An 18207-nucleotide genomic window follows, 5' to 3' on the forward strand; every position below is an offset into this window, starting at 1 on the left:
TGCAACAGCGCTATCAGGGATAGAACGCGAGCACCCGGTAATTACTGGCTAGCGCTGCCTGCGCCGACAATCGTAACCGAATCGTGCGTTCATTGCGTGAAGCCAGACCGGCCTCACGCAGCGCGGTGTCTGCGATGTAGTCGCTGGCCGAGAAAACGCGCCGCACGACGGGCTTGCCGTCAAGGTCCGACAGCGTGAGTTCGAGCGACGGCCACGCGAGCGCGTAGTCCGCCTGGTTGCGGATGAAAACGGTGAGTGTCATTGGCACCGCGCTGCCCTGAGCGGCCGACGCTGCGCTGGCCGTTGTGCCGGGCGCGTCAGCCGTATCGGCTGTGGCGGCTTCGTCGGTGACAAGAGTGACGCTGGAAATCTGAATCATGTCCGGCTGACGCGGTGGTGCGATCGTCACATGCATGGGACGGCCTGCCGCTGCGAATACCCCGCGCAGCGCCGGCACCCGGTCGATCACCGCAGCGCGTTCGATCCATGCCCATTGTGCGATCAGGCCGAGGATAGCCAGCGTGAGAAGCAAGCGCCAGATCACGCGGGCAGCACCGGGGCGCCGCGGTTGTCCGGCGAGCGCGGACGGAACCGGCGGCTCGGCGCGCGGCGTTCGCTCGCCCGACATGCTCGACATGCCCGACGCGGTCGGTGCGGTGAGCGCGGTGGGATCGTCGTCGTCGAGGTAGCGCCCCGGGCCGTGATGCATTTGCGCGCGGCTTTCGTCGGGACTGCCCAACAGCGCGGCAATGGCCGTGGGCGTGAGCATCTCGGGCACCGGTGGGCGCTGGGGCGAGGCGAACGACGCCGAGGCCGCTGACGTCACGGCAGGGGGCGACGCTTCGTCGACTGGTGCCGTTTCGCGCGCGGAGACCTGGGGAGACGCTGGCGCGGACGCTGTTGCCGCAGACAGCGCGGAATCGAGCGGTAGCGATGAGGGCTGCGCTTCGCTCGCGAGGTTCGCAACGTCGGGGGTGCCGACGCCGTTCGGTGCGACGGTGAGATCGGGCGACGTCGCTTCGGCAGGTGTCGAATGGGCGGCGCTGGCCGCCTCATGGTCCGGTGCGTCATTTGCCTCGCCCGGCGGCTCGCAGAGATAGGCGCGGCCGTCGAACACCTCGCGGCAGTTGCCGCAACGCACAAGGCCGTCGCGCAGCTTGAGCTGGTCCGCGACGACGCGAAAGACGGTATGACAGTGAGGGCAGCGGGTAGCGAGAACGCGCGAGGACTGGGTCATGGGACTCGGGGGCTCGGCGCGTTGGGCACGGCTTAGCTGGCGGCCTGCCCGTGCAGGCAGACCCAGCCATCGTGAGCGCGCCAGACCGACATCTTCATATAAGGCGCGTAGGCGGCGATCACCTCGTCGGCCTGCCGCTCCAGCACGCCGGACAGTGCGAGGCGTCCGCCCGGTGCGACGCGAGACGTCAGCATCGAGGCAAGCAGCTTGAGCGGATTCGACAGGATATTGGCGACCACGATATTGAACTGGCCGTCGCGCAGATCGTCGGGCAACCCGTATTCGACCGGCGCGTGATTGCGCTCGCTGTTATAACGGGCGGACTCGACCGCTTGCGGATCGATGTCGATACCGATGACCGGATCAGCGCCGCACTTGCGGGCGAGAATTGCCAGAATGCCCGAACCGCAACCGTAGTCGAGCAGCGACTGGCCCGGCTGAACATTCTGCTCGAGCCACTCCATGCACAGTCGCGTGGTCGGATGGCTACCGGTACCGAACGCCAGACCCGGATCGAGTTCGAGGATCAGGGCGTCGGTGTCCGGGGCGTCGTGCCACGACGGCACCACCCAGATCCGCTGGCCGATCTGCATTGGCTCGAATTGCGATTGCGTGAGCCGCACCCAATCCTGTTCCTCCACGTCACGCAAGGTAAACGCGGGGGACTCGGTGAGCCCCAATTCATTGATCGCCGCCGCGAGCAGCACGGCGGCGTCCTGATCTTCCCCCACCAGCGCAACCACGCGCGAGTGTTGCCACGCGGTGTCCGGCGGGGTCAGGCCAGGCTCGCCGAACATCGGTTGCTCGTCGGGCGTGTCGGCGTCCGCGTCTTCGACCGAGACCGACAGCACGCCGAGATCGAGCAGGGCGTCTGACAGAGCCTCGGCCTGGGCACGGGCGACTTCTACGACGAGTTCGCGATACATAGCGAGTAGTTCCTACGAATTAACGACTTAATTGCCGCCGACGGCAGACTTCTGCGCCAGCTTGTGTTCCAGATAATGGATGCTCGTGCCGCCTTCGACAAACTTGGCGTCGAGCATCAATTCCCGGTGCAGCGGGATGTTCGTCTGGATGCCTTCGATCACGATTTCCGACAGCGCCACACGCATGCGGCGAATCGCCTGATCGCGCGTTGCGCCGTAGGCGATCAGCTTGCCGATCATCGAATCGTAGTTAGGCGGCACGAAGTAGCCGTTATAAGCATGCGAATCGACGCGGATGCCGGGGCCACCCGGCATATGCCAGGCAGTAATGCGGCCCGGCGACGGCGTGAACTTGAACGGGTCTTCGGCGTTGATACGGCACTCGATAGCATGGCCCTGGAACTGGATATCGCGCTGACGGTAGGCGAGCTTCTCGCCGGCCGCGATGCGGATCTGCTCCTGCACGATATCGATACCCGTGATCATCTCCGTGACGGGATGCTCGACCTGCACGCGCGTGTTCATTTCGATGAAGTAGAACTCATTGTTCTCGAACAGGAACTCGAACGTGCCGGCACCGACATAGCCCATCTTCTTGCAGGCGTCGGCGCAGCGATCGCCGATGCGCTCGATCAGACGGCGCGGAATCAGCGGTGCGGTCGCTTCTTCGATCACCTTCTGGTGGCGGCGCTGCATAGAGCAGTCACGCTCGCCCAGCCAGATCGCATTCTTGTGCTTGTCGGCGAGAATCTGGATTTCGATATGGCGCGGGTTCTCGAGGAACTTCTCCATATAGACTTCCGGGTTGCCGAAGGCACGGCCGGCTTCTTCGCGGGTCATGTTGACCGCGTTCACAAGCGCCGCTTCCGTGTGCACCACGCGCATGCCGCGACCACCGCCGCCGCCTGCGGCCTTGATGATCACCGGATAGCCGATCTGACGTGCAATGCGCACGATTTCCTTCGGATCGTCGGGCAACGCGCCTTCCGAACCCGGCACGCAAGGCACGCCGGTCTTGATCATCGTCTGCTTGGCCGAGACCTTGTCGCCCATCAGGCGAATGGTGTCGGGGCGCGGACCGATGAACGTGAAACCCGATTGCTCGACGCGCTCGGCGAAGTCGGCGTTCTCGGAGAGGAAGCCATAGCCCGGGTGGATGGCCTGAGCGTCGGTGACTTCCGCCGCGCTGATGAGCGCCGGCATGTTCAGATAGCTCAGCGGCGAGGGTGCCGGGCCGATACAGACGGCTTCGTCAGCGAGCTTGACGTACTTCGCTTCCTTGTCGGCTTCGGAGTAGACCACGACGGTCTTGATGCCCATCTCGCGGCATGCGCGCTGGATGCGCAAAGCGATTTCGCCGCGGTTGGCGATGAGAATTTTTTCAAACATTATGTGCAGTCCTGCCCGTAAGGGGAGAGGATCGGGGCCGGACGCCGGTTGCCGCCGAGCGGCACACGGCCGCGCAGGCGGGGCGTCCGACAACCGGCATTAGCCGATCACGAACAGCGGCTGACCGTATTCCACGGCCTGACCGTTCTCGACCAGGATTTCCTTGATCACGCCAGCCTTGTCCGACTCGATTTCGTTGAGCAGCTTCATGGCTTCGATGATGCACAGCGTCTGGCCTTCCTTGACCGAGTCACCGACTTGCGCGAACGGATCGGCGCCCGGCGACGGCGCACGATAGAACGTGCCGACCATCGGCGAGGTCACGATATGACCTTGCGGAAGCGCCGGGGCAGCCGGGGCCGGTGCGGCAGTCGAGGCGGCGGGAGCTTGCGCAGCGGCCTGCGGGGCGAGTGCGGGCATGGCCATCTGCATCGGGGCGGCGATCACTTGCGGCGGTGCCTTGACGATGCGAACCTTGCCTTCGCCCTCGGTGACTTCAAGTTCGGAAATACCCGATTCGGCGACGAGGTCGATCAACGTCTTGAGTTTGCGCAAATCCATGAAGGAAGCTCCTTGATTCGATATCGACGCGGGGGGGAACGCCCCGCGCGGGGAAATAGGGGAAGAGAGGACTACCCGCCGGCGAGTCGCCGCAGGGCAAAATCGAGTGCGAAGGTGTAACCGTGCGAGCCCAGGCCGCAGATGACGCCTTGCGCAATGTCGGACAAGTACGAGTGATGCCGGAAGGCCTCGCGCGCATGGACGTTCGAGAGGTGAACCTCGACGAACGGGATGCCTACCCCGGCCAGCGCATCGCGGATGGCTACGCTGGTATGAGTGTAGGCCGCAGGGTTGATGACGATGAAGTCGATCGATTCATCGCGCGCTGCCTGTATCCGGTCAACCAATGCGCCTTCGTGATTACTCTGGAATGTCGCCACCTCGGCACCCGCCGCCTTGCCTTGCGCCACAAGGGCGGAGTCAATGTCGGCCAACGTCGTGCGGCCGTACACCGCCGGCTCGCGAGTACCGAGCAGGTTCAGGTTAGGGCCATGAAGCACGAGAATGCGGTGAGGCATCGGCGAATCAAATTTCACGAAATTGGGCGCAATTAAACGCCAGTTGGTGGATTTTGTCCAGTGGGGCGAAAATCGGGCGCCGACATTCACGTCTGGCGGGACTTCCCGGGATTTCCCTTTTCCGCTGTGGGGTCAGATGAGCGGTTTGAGCGCTGCACGGACCTCGTCCGACGTAACGCGGCCGAGCTTCTCATAGTGCAGACGTCCCTGCGAGTCGATCACGACCGTAAACGGCAATGCCCCGGCCTTGTTGCCCAGCGCACGGGCCAGGTCGGTTCCTGCGTAGCCTGCCACGAGCAGCGGGTAATCGACCTTCACTTTCTGTTCGAACGCGATCATGTTCTGAGCGGTATCGATGCCGATTCCCACAAATTGAACGTTTTTGCTACCCAATTCGGCGGATAACGCCTGTAGATCGGGCATTTCCTCCACGCAAGGCCCGCACCATGGGGCCCAGAAGTTGACCACCAGCGTTTTGCCGCGCCATTGCGAGACAGCTTGCTCGTTGCCGCTCAGATCGGGCAGGCGGGTCGCGAGCAACTGGGCGACGGCGGCGTCCGAGGCATTTGCCGGCGGCTGGTTGCGGTGCCCGAGCCAGAAGCCGCCCGCCAGGCCTGCGAGCGCGAGAATCACCAGAATAACAATGCGTTTTGCCATGATGGGAGGGTGGGCAGAGGTGCCGGGATCAACGGTAGACGAAAAACGGAGGGTAATTGCGAAGAATTTATGGTGATTTTGCTGGAATATGACGCCAAATCAATTGCTGTGCGCCTGTTCGGTGGCCTCGGTGATCAGTGTGCGCAGACCGATGGCGTCGACGCGCACCGGGCGGCCATTACCGTCGGTTGCCTTGAGTGCGCCACGCATGTCATCCATTGAATACAGCGACAGGTGCACACCCGCCGGTTCGCCGCGTTGATGGCGCTCTCGCCACAGGAAGCTTAACGTCTCGACCATGCCGCGTCCGTTGAAATGGCGGCTCTCCGAGACTTCATAGTCGATGCCCCGGTTGAGCAGGTCGATAGCCACTTCCTTCGGATTGTCGCAAAAAGCCTGCAAATAGATATCAGACAGGGCTGTCGCCGTGCCGTTGTAGACCGCGCCGGTAATGTATGGCCGATAGCGCGCCAGTTCTGTCATCACGGTGAGCGCCACCTGGCGCAGATGCGCCAACTCGGCTGGCTGTGTGTCGGAGAGAAACGTCTGAACGTACTCGCGGACTTCCGCTTCGATCTGATCGTTATCTGGCAGCAATTCACCGGCAATACGCGTCTCCCCGGTGATCTGCTTCGCTGCCTTACGCTTTGCGGTCGCGTAGTCGGCGCCTTCCTCGGCGATGAGGCGGGCGGCGGCCAGCGCGATTTCTTCGCGCAGGCGTTGGGCGTCGGTCCAGGATTTGCGTGTCATGCGGTCGATGATACCCGAAAGGCATTGCGGAGCACGCCGCAGGTACAATGGAGCCCTTGGCTTTTCGGCCCCCATTTCCCGCACGGGTTCGGCCCGTTCTCACCACGCTCCCCATCCATGCATATTCATATTCTTGGCATTTGCGGCACGTTCATGGGCGGTCTGGCGGTCCTCGCGCGCGAGGCCGGCCATACCGTCACGGGTTGCGACGCCAACGTCTATCCGCCGATGAGTACCCAGCTCGAGGCGCAGGGCATTCGGTTGATCGAAGGGTTCGACGCCGGACAGGTCTCGCTGGAGCCCGACCTGTTCGTGATCGGTAACGTGGTCTCGCGTGGCAATCCGCTGATGGAAGAGATTCTGAACCGGAACCTGCCTTACACCTCGGGCCCGCAATGGCTCGGCGAGCATGTGTTGTCGAACAAGTGGGTGCTGGCCGTGGCGGGAACGCATGGCAAGACGACCACGACGTCGATGCTGACCTGGATTCTGGAGGATGCCGGGTACCACCCGGGCTTCCTCGTGGGCGGCGTGCCAATGAATTTCGGAATTTCGGCGCGTCTGACCGACAGCGATTTCTTCGTGATCGAGGCTGACGAGTACGACACAGCCTTCTTCGATAAACGTTCCAAGTTCGTTCACTACCATCCGCGCACGGCGATCCTGAACAATCTGGAGTTCGATCATGCCGACATCTTCCCGGATCTCACGGCCATCGAGACACAATTCCATCATCTGGTGCGCACCGTGCCGGGGCAGGGCCGCGTGATCGTCAATGGCCGCGAGGCGGCGCTCGAGCGCGTGCTGGCGCGCGGTTGCTGGAGCGAGGTGGAGCGTTTCGGGGTGGCGGACGGCTGGCACGTTGCTCAGGCCAACGACACACTCGCCCCCGGGCAGGAAGCGTTCTGGGTGCATCACGGCCCGGTCGCTGCCGGGGAGGTGAAGTGGTCGCTTCAGGGCGAGCACAACCGGATGAACGCGCTGGCCGCACTGGCCGCCGCACGACACGTCGGGGTGCCGCCGGAGCAGGGAGCCGCGTCGCTGGGCAAGTTTCAGAATGTGAAGCGCCGGATGGAAGTGCGCGGCGAAGCGGCGGGTGTCACCGTCTATGACGACTTCGCTCACCATCCGACCGCGATTCAGACCACGCTTGCCGGGTTGCGGCGCCGTGCGGGCACCGCCCGCATTCTGGCGGTGCTCGAACCGCGTTCGAATACGATGAAGCTCGGCGTGATGAAGGCGCAATTACCCGCCAGTCTGGCCGATGCCGATCTGGTGTTCGGTTACGGCGCGCCCTCGGGCAAAGACGCGCTTGGCTGGAATCTTGCCGAGGCGCTCGCGCCGCTGGGCGCACGAGCCCAGGCATTCAGCGATATCGACGGTCTGGTGCGCGCCGTGAGTGCGGCGGCACAGCCGGGCGACCAGATCGTGGTGATGAGTAACGGCGGCTTCGGCGGTATTCATCAGAAATTGCTGGACGCGCTGGCGGCGCGCGCCTGATTCAGGTGCAATGACCGTTTGCGCACATTGACTTGGCTTTATCGGGAGCTCACATGATTCTCTATTTGCACGGCTTCCGTTCGTCGCCGCGTTCGTTCAAGGCGCAATTGATGGCTGCCCGCATGCACCGGCTCGGACTCGGTCATGACTGGGCCTGCCCGCAGTTGCCGCCGTCGCCGCTGGCCGCCGTGGTCGACGCGCAGCGCTTGCTTACCGGCGTGGCAGCCGATGAACTGACCATCGTGGGTAGCTCGCTGGGGGGCTACTACGCGACGTATCTGGCCGAGAAGCTTGGCTGCCGCGCGGTGCTGCTCAATCCGGCCACGCGGCCGTACGACGACCTGGGAAAATGGCTTGGCGAGCAGCCCATGTGGCATGGCGGCGGCACGATCGTTGTCGAGCCGCGTCATCTGGACGAGTTGCGCATGATTGATGTCGCGCAGATCACCCGTCCCGAGCGCTACTACCTCGTGGCGGCGACCGGCGACCAGACACTTGACTACCGCGACATGGTGGCGAAGTTTCCTGGCGCCAAACTCACGCAGATTGAAGGCAGCGACCACGGCATTTCCGATTTTGTCGACTATATGGATGATGTGCTGCGCTTTGCCGGCGTCGACGTTCCCCCCTCGCCGGGTTCCGCAGGCGTGCTTGCGGGCGAATAACGCGTTTGCCTCTTCTGCCCTAAACCGCCGTAGTCTGGCGGGCTACAATATCGCCTATTGCGATCGATGGCTGTTTCATGAATATCTTTTTTGAGGAATCCGGCGGCTTCAAGGCTGGCACGGTGTTGTCGCAGCAGGGTGAGTCGTATCAGGTGGAACTGCCTGGCGGACGCCGTAGCAAGATCAAGGGACGCGACGTCCTGTTGCGTTTTGAATCGCCCTCCCCCTCCGAGTTGATCGCGCAGGCTCAGGCTGCCGCACAGGACATCGACATGAGTTTCCTGTGGGAATGCGCGCCCGCCGAGGAGTTTCCGTTCCCGACGCTCGCCGCCGAGTACTTCGGCGAAACCGCGAGCGCCGCGCAACAGGCCGGGCTGGCACTGGCCCTGCAAGCCTCGCCGATCTACTTCCGCCGCAAAGGCCGCGGCCAGTATCAACGCGCGCCGCAGGAACAGATTCAGGCCGCGCTCGCTGGCCTCGCCCGCAAGCAGCAGCAGGCGGAGTTGCAGGCCAGCTACGCCGAACAGATGATTGCGGGCACGCTGCCCGACGCGATCAAGGGCAAGGAACTGCTGTTGCTGTTCCGCCCGGACAAAAACGCTATCGAGTGGAAGGCGCTCGACGCCGCAGCCAGTGCACTGGGCAAGACGCACGCCGAAGTGATGCTCGCCTGTGGCGGCATTGCGTCGCCGCGTGCTTATCACGAGGCCGCCTTCCTCTATGAATATTTCCCGCGCGGTACCGGCTTCCCTGACGTGGGGCCGGTCCCGATGCCGGGCGACGATCTGCCGCTGGCCGACGTGCAGGCGTTTTCCATCGACGACTCGACGACGACGGAAATCGACGACGCCCTGTCGGTGCAACTGCTGCCCGACGGCCTGCTGCGTGTGGGTATCCACATTGCGGCGCCGGCGCTCGGTATCACGCGTGGCGACGCTATCGACGAGATCGCCCGCGTGCGTCTGTCGACGGTCTATGCGCCGGGCGAGAAGATCACGATGTTGCCCGACGCCGTGGTCGAGGCGTACACCCTCGCCGAGGGCGGTGCGCGTCCGGCGTTGTCGCTGTACGTGGTGGCCAAGGCTGACACGTACGAAATCGTGGCCACCGAAACGCGTGCCGAGCTTGTGCCGATTTCCGCGAATCTGCGTCACAACGAACTCGACTCGATCATTACCGCCGAAACACTGGCCGACGGCAGCGGCGATTACCCGCACAAGGAAGAACTGCGTTTGCTGTGGCCGTTCGCGCAGTCGCTCTACGATAAGCGTCAGGCCGCGCGCGTGGGTTACGGCCTGCGTCCGGAAGTGCAGAACAAGACCGACTTCAGTTTCTATGTCGACGGCGAGCACGTCACGATCAAGCAACGCCTGCGTGGCGCTCCGCTGGATCTGATCGTTGCCGAGATGGCGATTCTGGCGAACAGCCGTTGGGGACGCTTGCTGGCCGAATGTGGCGTGCCCGGCATCTACCGTGCGCAGCGTGCCTACGGTGTGAACCGTACGCGCATGCAGACCTCGCCGGCGCCGCATGAAGGTCTTGGCGTCGAGCAGTACGCGTGGAGCACATCGCCGCTGCGTCGCTACGTCGACCTCGTGAACCAGTGGCAGTTGATCGCCTGTGTGCGTCACGGCGTGACGGCCAAGCTGGCAGCGCCTTTCAAACCGAAGGATGCCGATCTGTACGTCACTGTCTCGAGCTTCGAGGCCGCCTATGCCGCCTACGGCGAGCATCAGAGCCGGATGGAGCGCTACTGGTGCCTGCGCTGGCTGCTTCAGGAGAACAAGACGCAGGTGCAGGCGAGTGTGCTCAAGGGCGACACGGTGCGCCTGAACGACATTCCGCTGACGTTGATCGTGCCGGGCCTTGGCCTGCATGCGCGCGGCACGCAAATCATGCTCGATGTGCTGTCGCTCGACGTGGTCACGCTAGGTATCTCGGTGCGTCTCTCGCAAGTGCTCGATGCCAGCCAGTCGGTGCTTGGCGACGACGATGACGAAGGAGAAGGTGGCGCAGGCGAGGGGGGCGACGGCGGTGACGGGGCTGACGGCGCAGACGGTGCGGAGGGTGCGGAGGGCGCGAATGATGCCGACGGTTCTACCGACCGCGCTACCGACGACAGTAGTGACGGCGCAGACAGTAGCGATGGCCGTGACGATAACGATCGTGCCGAAAGCCGCGGTCACGACGATGCTGCACCGGCTTCGCGCGAGACGAATGCTCGCGTCGCACAACCGGCAGATGCCGTTTCCGAGACCTCGCCGCTTGCTGCTGCGCTGATGGCTGCGGGCGCTCGCGACGCAACTGCCAGCCCGGCGTGCTGAAACCGGCGCTCGCTTCCGGCAATCTGGGCGCGGCACGACGCCGCGGCTGGTCGCTCATGCGCGAGCATCCGCTTGCCACTGGCCTTGTCTTTTCGGCCGTGGTGCATTTGCTCGCGCTGGCAGTGCATTTCGTCGCGCCCGGCAGCTTCCGGCTGCACAGCGCGGACTCGCCGCTCGAAGTGGTTCTCGTCAACGCGAAGTCGGCCAATGCCCCCGACAAGGCCACCGCACTTGCGCAGGCCAACCTCGTGGGTGGCGGCGAGCACGACGGTGAGCGTGCAACGTCGCCGTTGCCGTCGCGCGAGATCGAGCGCGACGGTGCGCCAGTCGCGCAGATCCAACGCAATGTGAGCGAACTGGAGGCAACGCAGGAGAAGCTGCTTTCGCAACTACGCAGCCAGTACGCTGCCGCGCCGGAGTCACAGCGCAATCGCGCCGACACGCCGCAGCGCGGGCAAGGCCACGACGACCAGAACGTCGATCAGCAAATCGCCCGTTTGCAGGCGGAAATCGACAAGCAATTGCGTGCTTATCAGACCCGTCCGAAACGCGGTCAGGTCACGGCCAATACGCGAGAAGTGGCGTATGCCCGTTATTTCGATACGCTGCGCCACCGGGTCGAGCGCTACGGCACCGAACACTTCCCGCAGATCGGCAACGACCGCCTCTACGGCGAACTGATCGTAACGCTCAACGTCAATCAGCGCGGCGGCCTCGGGTATCACAAGGACGGCTGGGACGTCTCGGGCGTGGAAATCACGCGAAGCTCAGGCAATCGCGATCTGGATCGGCGGGCCGTGGCGATCGTGCAAGCCAGCGCGCCGTTTGGCGACTTCTCTACCGAGATGAAGCAGCGTTACGACATTCTCGAAATCGTCACACGAATGACGTTTTCACGGCAGGGTTTGCAGGCTGAAACGCTGGCCGCGCCGCCGGGTACCCAGGCACCGTAAGTCGTTACATTTCACGGGCGGTCTGCTCGGAAAAACTTTCCAGATATTTCTATAATTGGCAAGTTTTCTCCGACTTTTGGAAAGTCCGCCATGAAATGGATTGTTCTGGCGATCTTTGCTGCTTGTGCTGTATATGTGCATTTTCGCGGTAAAGTTCGCCATCGATTTTTCCGCCAGCTCTCCGATCATTCGACGTTTCTGTCGCCACTGAATGTGTTCATGTACACGTTCTCTCGTGTGCCGACGACGCCGTATCTGAAAACCGAGAACTTCCCGGAACTCGAGCCATTACGCCAGAACTGGGAGGCCATTCGTGCCGAAGCGGTGTCATTGCTCGAAGCGAGCCGGATCAAGGCGTCGGACAAGTACAACGACGTCGGTTTCAATTCCTTCTTCAAGAGTGGCTGGAAGCGCTTCTACCTCAAGTGGTATGACGATGCACACCCGTCCGCCAATGAACTCTGCCCGGTGACCACCCGTCTCGTGCGCCAGATCCCCACGATCAAGGCTGCGATGTTCGCCGAATTGCCGCACGGCAGCCGTCTGGTGCGGCATCGGGACCCGTTCGCGGGGTCGCTGCGTTTTCACCTTGGACTGGTCACGCCGAACGACGACCGTTGCTACATTGATGTCGACGGCCAGCGCTACAGTTGGCGCGACGGCGAAGGCGTGGTATTCGATGAGACGTACATTCACTACGCCGAGAATCAGAGCGGTCAGAACCGGGTCATTCTGTTCTGCGATGTCGAGCGTCCGATGAAATATCGCTGGGCGCAGGCGATCAACCACTGGTTCGGCCGTCATCTTGTCGGCGCGGCGGCGTCGCCCAACGAGGCGGGCGACCGTACCGGGGGGCTGAACAAAGCGTTCAAGTATATTTACTCGATTCGCATTGTCGGCAAACGCCTCAAGGCTTGGAACCGCTACGTGTACTATGCGGTGAAATGGGCTTTGTTCGGCGGCATTGCGCTGTGGATCTTCTGGTGACCTGCGCCCGCTGAGCCCCCGCCAAACGCCGAATCCAACGCACGCAACAGCGGCGCCTGAGCGAAAGCCAGGCGCCGCGTCTTTGAAAACGATGACAAACCAAACGCCATCCGGGGATCTGCCGGCCGATCGCTACGCGGTGATCGGTCATCCAGTCGAACACAGTCAGTCGCCGTTCATTCACGCCGAGTTTGCGCGCGAGACGGGGCAGCATCTCACCTATGAGCGTCTGCTCGCGCCACTCGACGCGTTCGCGGCCACGGTGCGGACGTTCATCGAAAGCGGTGCGCGGGGGGCGAACGTCACGGTGCCGTTCAAGCTCGAGGCGCACGCGCTTGCTGAGCGTCTGACCGAGCGTGCGCAGGCGGCGGGGGCTGTCAACACACTGGTGTTCGACGCACAGGGCATTACCGGCGACAACACCGATGGCGTGGGCCTCGTGCGCGACATCGAGGGACCGCTTGGCGTTTCGCTCAAGGGGCGTCGCGTGTTGCTGCTCGGTGCCGGCGGGGCGTCGCGCGGGGCGATGCTGCCGCTGATCGAAGCGCAACCGGCGGCGCTGTTCGTCGCCAACCGCACGCCCGCACGTGCCGACGAACTGGTTGCCCGTTTCACGACAGCGGCACGGCGTCATGGTGTGGCGCTCGCGGGGGGCGGTTGGGAGGCAACACCGGCGGCGTTCGATGTGGTCATCAATGCCACGGCCGGCAGCTTGCAGGGAGATGTACCGCCGCTGCCGGCGGGGGTCTACGCAGCCGGCTCGCTGGCCTACGACATGATGTACGGCGCGCAACCCACGGTATTCATGACGCACGCGTTGTCGGCGGGCGCGGCACACGCGGCGGACGGGCTCGGTATGCTCGTCGAACAGGCGGCCGAGGCATTCGCCGTGTGGCGTGGTGTGCGTCCGTCGACCGAAGCCGTGCGCGCAGCGTTGCGTGCGCGGCTCGCCGCGAAGGGTTGACATTCATCGATGACCGCGACTCGACGCGCCCCTCGCACGTCCCGCAAGCGCCGCTGGGGACCGTGGCAATGGATCGCCTACGTCGTTACGCTGCTCTTCGTGGGCGTGCTGGCTACGCAGCTCTACTACTTCGTGCAAATCGGCTGGTGGGTGCGCTTCAATCCGCAGTCGACGGCGTTCATGCGCGCGGCTGAGGCGAGACTGCGCGAGACCGATCCGAAGGCGACGCTCAAACATGAATGGGTGCCGTACGATCAGATTTCGCGCAATCTGAAGCGCGCGATCATCGCGAGCGAAGACGCGAACTTCGTCAACCACGACGGCTTCGAGATCGATGCGATGCTCGGCGCGTGGGAGAAAAATCAGAAGAAGGGACGTATCGTCGCGGGCGGCTCCACGCTATCGCAGCAGTTGGCCAAGAATCTGTTCCTGTCGAGCGAGAAGAGTTACCTGCGCAAAGCCGAGGAGTTGAGCATTACCTGGATGCTCGAATTCTGGATGGATAAGCAACGCATCTTCGAGATCTATCTCAATTCGGTGGAGTGGGGCGAAGGTGTGTTCGGTGCCGAAGCGGCCGCACGTTACTACTACGGTATTCCTGCCTCGAAGCTCTCACCGTGGCAGGCGGCGCGTCTGGCGGTGATGTTGCCGCGTCCACGCTATTTCGACACGCATCGCAATTCGCCGTACCTCGCGCAGCGCGCGGGTGTGATTGCACGTCGTATGGGGGCTGCGGAGTTACCTCAGTAGCGCATTGCCGCATTTCCGCTGCCGGGGCATCTGCCCGGATAGCGGAAGATTGTCTTCGCCGCAAAAAAAGCGGCACAACTTTCGTCGTGCCGCTTTGCGCGTCAACTGCGTGTTGCTTTGCGTTATGTCGAGACTAGTGCCGGGGCTGTGCTGCGTCCGGTATCGTCTGGGCAGGGACTTGCATGATCGTGCGCGTCGGGAAGGGCAGCGAGCAGCCCGCACCCTCAACCGTTTCCTTGACGCTGCGCTGCAGATCCCAATACAGGCTCCAGTAGTTGCCCAGCAGCGACCAGACACGCACGTTCACGATCACGGCACTGTCGCTGACCTGCTTGACCATGATTTCAGGCGCGGGTTTGTCGAGCACTCGCTCGTCGTCGGTGACATGCGCGCGCAGGGCGCTCATGGCGGCGTCGAGGTCGTCGTCGAGCGCAATGCCCACGGTGATCTCCATGCGACGCGTAGCGTTGCGGCTGAAGTTGGTGATCGGCTGACCCCAGATCTGGTTGTTCGGCACACAGACATAAATACCGTCGGCATTCGTGAGCGTGGTCGTGAACAGACCGATCTCGTCGACCGTACCTGCAACGGACGAACCGGCGGTAATGTAGTCGCCGTTACGGAAGGGGCGCAATACGAGCAGCATCGTGCCCGCAGCGATGTTCTGCAACGTGCCCTGCAACGCGAGACCGATCGCCAGGCCGGCAGCGCCAAGTACGGCGATGATGCTGGCCGTCTGCACGCCGAACTGCGCAAGTACCGCAATGAGGGTAATGATGCGTACCGACCACAGCACGACCGACTCGATGAGCGGCTTGAGCGTGGCGTCGAAGTGCGGCGAGCGGCTTAGCGTGCGATGGACAAAGTTGGCCAGTCGTTTCGCGACCCAGAAGCCGATCAGCAGAATCAGCACAGCCTGTACGAACGACAGGCCGTAGCGAATGGCGTTGCCAGCGAGGAAACCCATCACCGCGTCGAAAGACGCGAGAGGGGTCGTAACTTCATTCATTGTGCTTTTCTCCCTGTCGATGGACGCGTGAACGCGTCGATACCAAGGTTGACGCAAAGTGCGTTGATTGGTTCGATAAGCTTGCCACCGTTCCTGTCCAAAAGTGCCGACTCCCTTGAATTTAGGAGGATTCTTACGAGCGAATCGTCATTCGCCCGTTGACCCTGGACAGGGGGAGGGCGTGTCATTGAGGGAGGGTTGCCGCGCTTGGCGTGTCTGTGACGCGGCTGCTACACTTGCCGTCGCCGCGTAGCAGGGAGAACCTCGTTTGATCAATGCCTTCGTCATCCATCATGGCCGCCTGCAACAGGTGACTTGTGATCACCCCAGCGACCTTGCCAGCGTCTCGCCGGTCTGGGTCGATTTACATAGCGAATCGGAAGAGGAGCGCCGCTGGGTAGAAGAGGCCTACGGTGTCAAGTTGCCGTCACGCGACGAGGTGACCGACATTGAGGCATCGGCACGTTATTACGAAGACGATGGTGGCGTGCTCCACATCCGTACGGATTTCCTGCTCGACGACGAAGAACAGTCGCGCAACGTGCCGGTCGCGTTCGTGGTGCTCAAGGATTTGCTCATCTCCATTCACGACGAAGATCTGCCGGTGTTCCGGTTGGTGCGCATGCGTGCGCGCATTCGTCCGGGGTCGGTTCGCGACGCCATGGACGTCTTGCTCGATCTCTATTCGACCGATGCCGAGTATTCGGCCGATTCGCTCGAAGGGGTATATGCCGCGCTTGAAGAGGTGAGCAAGCGGGTGCTGGGCAAGAACCTGACCGATGCGGACGCCGCCAAGGCGCTGGAGAGTATCGCCGCCGAGGAAGATCTGAACGGGCGGATTCGCCGGAACGTGATGGATACGCGCCGCGCGGTGTCGTTCCTCATGCGCGCCCGTATGCTCAAGGACGAGCAGTACCAGGAGGGCAAGCAGATCTTGCGCGATATCGAGTCGCTCGATAACCACACGGCGTATCTGTTCGACAAGATCAACTTTCTGATGGATGCCACGATTGGCTTCATCAACATCAACCAGAACAAGATCATCAAGATCTTCTCGGTGGCGGCGGTCGCCTTCCTTCCGCCGACGTTGATCGCCAGTATTTACGGCATGAATTTCCAAATGATGCCGGAGCTGCATTGGGAGGTCGGTTATCCGTTCGCCATCGGCCTGATGATCCTGTCGGCAATTGCGCCGTTCCTGTACTTCCGTCATCGCGGCTGGCTCGACTAAGCGTTGACGGCACGGCTTGGCGCTCGCGTTACCGGAGAAAGGGGGCGAATTCGCCAAGCGGGTAAAATAGCGGCCTTGCTGGATGAAACCAGTCTCGAATCACCCTCCGTCGGATCACTGCCGCCGGAACCCCGTCGGAACCCCGTCATGACATTCACCGAAGTTCTCAACGCCGCCTGGACGCGCAACAATTCGCTGCTTTGCGTGGGGCTGGACCCCGAGCCGTCGCGCATTCCTGCGCACCTACAAGGTCAGCCAGACGCGATTTTCGAGTTTTGCCGCCGTATCGTGGACGCCACCGCTCCGTACGCGTGTGCATTCAAGCCGCAGATTGCCTATTTCGCCGCGCACCGCGCGGAAGACCAGCTTGAGCAGTTGATCGCGCATATCCACGCCGATCATCCGGGGCTGCCGGTGATTCTCGATGCCAAGCGCGGCGATATCGGCAGCACCGCCGAGCAGTACGCGCGTGAAGCCTTCGAGCGCTATCGTGCCGACGCGGTCACGGTGAATCCGTATATGGGTTTCGATTCGTTGGAGCCGTATCTCGCGCATACCGAAAAGGGCGTGATCGTGTTGTGCCGTACGTCGAACCCGGGTGGCAGCGATTTGCAGTTCCTCGATGTCGATGGCAAGCCGCTGTATCAAACGGTGGCGCGTCTGGCGGCGGGGCCGTGGAACACGAGCGGCCAGATCGGTCTGGTGGTCGGCGCTACGTTCCCGGCGGAAATCGCGTCCGTACGCAGCATCGTTGGCGATATGCCGCTGCTGATTCCGGGGGTGGGAGCTCAGGGTGGCGACGTCGAGGCGACCGTCAAGGCGGGTCGTACCGCCAACGGTACCGGCATGATGATCAACTCGTCGCGCGCCATCATCTATGCGGGGCGCGACGAACAATTCGCCGAGGCTGCGGCAGTGGCTGCGCAGAAGACGCGCGACAGCATCAATGCTTATCGCTAATTGGGTTGTCGTGCCGATGTGCGGAGCTTCGTCTTCGGCCTGGTAGTTGGCCAGCCGTTCAGCGGTCCCGGTCGTTCAGTCTTCGGTCACGTGGTGGTGACCGTTGCCAGGTTTGCTACCGGGTTGCGGGGATAGTGTTCAAAAAAAGCGCTTTGCGAGTCCATCGCAGGCGCTTTTTTTTACGGCGCCGGTCGGCGGCGTTTGAGCCGTGCTCGCGCCTTCGTGACTGTGCGCTTCGTTGAGAGAGTCGGGGGAGCCGGGTGAGTCAGACGGTTACGCGTCGGTGCGGTCGAGCAACTCGATCACGCCGCGCAGCGCGTATTGCGCCGCCTGACTGCGCACCTGCGTGCGATCGCCCTTGAAGTGTTTCGTCTCAACGATGGTTGTGACACGATTGGTCCATCCGAAACACACCATACCCACGGGCTTGTCGGGTGTGCCGCCACCGGGGCCGGCGACACCCGTGATCGACAGTGAAATCTGCGCTCGACTATTGAGCAGCGCGCCTTGCGCCATCGCTCGCGCCACGGGTTCGCTCACGGCACCGTGCTTTTCGATCAGTTCGGCAGGCACGCCGATCATCTCGGATTTGGCTTGATTCGAGTAGGTAACGAAGCCGCGCTCGAACCATTCGCTGCTGCCCGAAATGTCGGTAATCGCTGCGGCAACAAGGCCGCCGGTGCATGACTCGGCGGTTGCCAGCATCAGTCGTTCTTCACGCAAACGATTGCCGACTTTTATTGACAGTTGAGTGAGAAGATTCTGTTCGGAGACCACGGGACGACGCCTTCAAAAAGTCAATGCAACGAATACGTAACCAACATGG

General features: G+C 62.6%; 18 protein-coding genes. 9 read left to right on the forward strand and 9 right to left on the reverse strand.

Annotated elements, in window-relative coordinates; all coding sequences use genetic code 11:
* Positions 1-13: 13 nt before the first annotated feature.
* The 7 genes from AT395_RS03410 to AT395_RS03440 all read right to left on the reverse strand — a co-directional run bounded on the left by AT395_RS03410 (position 14) and on the right by AT395_RS03440 (position 6038).
* Positions 14-1237, reverse strand: coding sequence for a DUF3426 domain-containing protein (locus AT395_RS03410; protein ID WP_048628041.1), 1224 nt, complete (start codon positions 1235-1237; stop codon positions 14-16).
* Between the two features lie 32 nt (positions 1238-1269).
* The gene (gene prmA, locus AT395_RS03415; protein ID WP_042113125.1) at positions 1270-2163 is read right to left on the reverse strand and encodes a 50S ribosomal protein L11 methyltransferase; all 894 of its coding nucleotides are present in this window, start codon (positions 2161-2163) and stop codon (positions 1270-1272) included.
* Positions 2164-2190: 27 nt separating this feature from the next.
* Positions 2191-3552: an acetyl-CoA carboxylase biotin carboxylase subunit gene (gene accC, locus AT395_RS03420; protein ID WP_039374896.1), complete on the reverse strand. Its 1362-nt coding sequence runs from the start codon at positions 3550-3552 to the stop codon at positions 2191-2193.
* 99 nt (positions 3553-3651) lie between these two features.
* Positions 3652-4113, reverse strand: coding sequence for an acetyl-CoA carboxylase biotin carboxyl carrier protein (gene accB / locus AT395_RS03425; protein WP_042113124.1), 462 nt, complete (start codon positions 4111-4113; stop codon positions 3652-3654).
* 71 nt (positions 4114-4184) lie between these two features.
* On the reverse strand, positions 4185-4631 hold the full coding sequence (gene aroQ / locus AT395_RS03430) for a type II 3-dehydroquinate dehydratase (RefSeq protein ID WP_042113123.1): 447 nt from the start codon (positions 4629-4631) through the stop codon (positions 4185-4187).
* A gap of 132 nt (positions 4632-4763) precedes the next feature.
* Positions 4764-5288, reverse strand: coding sequence for a TlpA family protein disulfide reductase (locus AT395_RS03435; RefSeq protein WP_048628040.1), 525 nt, complete (start codon positions 5286-5288; stop codon positions 4764-4766).
* Positions 5289-5387: 99 nt separating this feature from the next.
* Positions 5388-6038 carry a hypothetical protein gene (locus tag AT395_RS03440; protein ID WP_048628089.1) on the reverse strand — a complete coding sequence of 217 codons (651 nt, stop codon included), beginning with the start codon at positions 6036-6038 and terminating at the stop codon, positions 5388-5390.
* A gap of 117 nt (positions 6039-6155) precedes the next feature.
* Here AT395_RS03440 and mpl point away from each other — a divergent pair, with 117 nt between their 5' ends.
* The 7 genes from mpl to mtgA all read left to right on the forward strand — a co-directional run bounded on the left by mpl (position 6156) and on the right by mtgA (position 14181).
* Complete coding sequence (gene mpl / locus AT395_RS03445; RefSeq protein ID WP_042113118.1) at positions 6156-7538, forward strand: UDP-N-acetylmuramate:L-alanyl-gamma-D-glutamyl-meso-diaminopimelate ligase; 1383 nt, start codon at positions 6156-6158, stop codon at positions 7536-7538.
* Between the two features lie 53 nt (positions 7539-7591).
* A complete protein-coding gene (locus AT395_RS03450; protein ID WP_048628039.1) occupies positions 7592-8203 on the forward strand; it encodes a YqiA/YcfP family alpha/beta fold hydrolase in 612 nt (203 codons plus the stop codon).
* 77 nt (positions 8204-8280) lie between these two features.
* Entirely contained in the window at positions 8281-10527 is a 2247-nt protein-coding gene (locus tag AT395_RS03455; protein ID WP_048628038.1) for a ribonuclease catalytic domain-containing protein, read from the forward strand.
* Entirely contained in the window at positions 10521-11480 is a 960-nt protein-coding gene (locus AT395_RS03460) for an energy transducer TonB (protein ID WP_224787492.1), read from the forward strand. The genes AT395_RS03455 and AT395_RS03460 overlap by 7 nt, the downstream gene beginning before the upstream one ends.
* A 90-nt stretch (positions 11481-11570) precedes the next feature.
* On the forward strand, positions 11571-12467 hold the full coding sequence (gene lpxO, locus AT395_RS03465; RefSeq protein ID WP_042113114.1) for a lipid A hydroxylase LpxO: 897 nt from the start codon (positions 11571-11573) through the stop codon (positions 12465-12467).
* Positions 12468-12558: 91 nt separating this feature from the next.
* Complete coding sequence (gene aroE / locus AT395_RS03470) at positions 12559-13431, forward strand: shikimate dehydrogenase (protein ID WP_042113112.1); 873 nt, start codon at positions 12559-12561, stop codon at positions 13429-13431.
* Between the two features lie 9 nt (positions 13432-13440).
* Positions 13441-14181 (forward strand): monofunctional biosynthetic peptidoglycan transglycosylase, encoded by a 741-nt coding sequence (mtgA, locus tag AT395_RS03475; protein WP_042113111.1) that lies wholly within the window; start codon positions 13441-13443, stop codon positions 14179-14181.
* Between the two features lie 133 nt (positions 14182-14314).
* Here mtgA and AT395_RS03480 read toward each other — a convergent pair whose 3' ends face one another.
* Positions 14315-15190 (reverse strand): mechanosensitive ion channel family protein, encoded by an 876-nt coding sequence (locus AT395_RS03480; protein ID WP_053086323.1) that lies wholly within the window; start codon positions 15188-15190, stop codon positions 14315-14317.
* Positions 15191-15458: 268 nt separating this feature from the next.
* Between AT395_RS03480 and corA the strand changes: the two genes are divergently transcribed.
* Positions 15459-16421, forward strand: a complete 963-nt coding sequence (gene corA / locus AT395_RS03485) for a magnesium/cobalt transporter CorA (RefSeq protein ID WP_042113109.1) — start codon at positions 15459-15461, stop codon at positions 16419-16421.
* Between the two features lie 147 nt (positions 16422-16568).
* Positions 16569-17381, forward strand: coding sequence for an orotidine-5'-phosphate decarboxylase (gene pyrF, locus AT395_RS03490; protein WP_042113108.1), 813 nt, complete (start codon positions 16569-16571; stop codon positions 17379-17381).
* Between the two features lie 273 nt (positions 17382-17654).
* Here the strand turns inward: pyrF and AT395_RS03495 are convergent, their stop codons facing one another.
* Complete coding sequence (locus AT395_RS03495; RefSeq protein ID WP_042113107.1) at positions 17655-18158, reverse strand: CinA family protein; 504 nt, start codon at positions 18156-18158, stop codon at positions 17655-17657.
* Positions 18159-18207: the final 49 nt, after the last annotated feature.

The organism is Pandoraea apista (assembly GCF_001465595.2).
GTDB classification, from domain to species: Bacteria; Pseudomonadota; Gammaproteobacteria; order Burkholderiales; family Burkholderiaceae; genus Pandoraea; species Pandoraea apista.

Bases quoted from the DNA above. Each gene is read 5' to 3' on its own strand.
- AT395_RS03410 (WP_048628041.1), bottom strand. From the start codon at position 1,237: ATGACCCAGTCCTCGCGCGTTCTCGCTACCCGCTGCCCTCACTGTCAT.
- prmA (WP_042113125.1), bottom strand. From the start codon at position 2,163: ATGTATCGCGAACTCGTCGTAGAAGTCGCCCGTGCCCAGGCCGAGGCT.
- accC (WP_039374896.1), bottom strand. From the start codon at position 3,552: ATGTTTGAAAAAATTCTCATCGCCAACCGCGGCGAAATCGCTTTGCGC.
- accB (WP_042113124.1), bottom strand. From the start codon at position 4,113: ATGGATTTGCGCAAACTCAAGACGTTGATCGACCTCGTCGCCGAATCG.
- aroQ (WP_042113123.1), bottom strand. From the start codon at position 4,631: ATGCCTCACCGCATTCTCGTGCTTCATGGCCCTAACCTGAACCTGCTC.
- AT395_RS03435 (WP_048628040.1), bottom strand. From the start codon at position 5,288: ATGGCAAAACGCATTGTTATTCTGGTGATTCTCGCGCTCGCAGGCCTG.
- AT395_RS03440 (WP_048628089.1), bottom strand. From the start codon at position 6,038: ATGACACGCAAATCCTGGACCGACGCCCAACGCCTGCGCGAAGAAATC.
- mpl (WP_042113118.1), top strand. From the start codon at position 6,156: ATGCATATTCATATTCTTGGCATTTGCGGCACGTTCATGGGCGGTCTG.
- AT395_RS03450 (WP_048628039.1), top strand. From the start codon at position 7,592: ATGATTCTCTATTTGCACGGCTTCCGTTCGTCGCCGCGTTCGTTCAAG.
- AT395_RS03455 (WP_048628038.1), top strand. From the start codon at position 8,281: ATGAATATCTTTTTTGAGGAATCCGGCGGCTTCAAGGCTGGCACGGTG.
- lpxO (WP_042113114.1), top strand. From the start codon at position 11,571: ATGAAATGGATTGTTCTGGCGATCTTTGCTGCTTGTGCTGTATATGTG.
- aroE (WP_042113112.1), top strand. From the start codon at position 12,559: ATGACAAACCAAACGCCATCCGGGGATCTGCCGGCCGATCGCTACGCG.
- mtgA (WP_042113111.1), top strand. From the start codon at position 13,441: ATGACCGCGACTCGACGCGCCCCTCGCACGTCCCGCAAGCGCCGCTGG.
- AT395_RS03480 (WP_053086323.1), bottom strand. From the start codon at position 15,190: ATGAATGAAGTTACGACCCCTCTCGCGTCTTTCGACGCGGTGATGGGT.
- pyrF (WP_042113108.1), top strand. From the start codon at position 16,569: ATGACATTCACCGAAGTTCTCAACGCCGCCTGGACGCGCAACAATTCG.